Here is a 410-nt window from a genome sequence, read left to right on the forward strand (position 1 = left end):
GATGCTGGCCCTCGGCTGCGGATCGCAGTCGAGGGTTTTTTGCGTCAAAGGGTGTCGCTGACCCGCTGGACTTCTCAAACACGAGCGTTGACTTCCTGAGCTCAGGAAGTCATGCCGCGGGTTGGTGCGTTAGCCCAAAACATCAGAAAAAGAATGGCCTCACGCAGAGTGATCAGAGTTAGCAGAGTTTTCTCGTGCCGTTTCCGTCAGTTCACGGTGGCGACCACATAGGTGAGGATTTTGGGGTCTGCCTGCGCCAGAACGGGAATGCGCGTGCGGACTTCGCACGGTTCGGCCTGCACCTGCGCGTCGGCGGGCGGGCAGGCGGCGCGCAGCTGGGCGAAGACGGGACGCGCACGCTCTCCATCCACCACCTGCACCACACGCGGCGCCGAGCCGCGGATGGAGAG

The 410-nt window shown here is 62.7% G+C and carries 1 protein-coding gene; it reads right to left on the bottom strand.

Annotated elements, in window-relative coordinates; translation table 11 throughout:
• Nucleotides 1–206 precede the first annotated feature (206 nt).
• Nucleotides 207–410, bottom strand: a 204-nt coding sequence (locus I6F37_RS42440; RefSeq protein WP_225154741.1) for a hypothetical protein, incomplete at its 5' end; no start/stop codon positions are given.

This window comes from Bradyrhizobium sp. NBAIM08 (assembly GCF_020193935.1).
Classification (GTDB): domain Bacteria; phylum Pseudomonadota; class Alphaproteobacteria; order Rhizobiales; family Xanthobacteraceae; genus Bradyrhizobium; species Bradyrhizobium yuanmingense.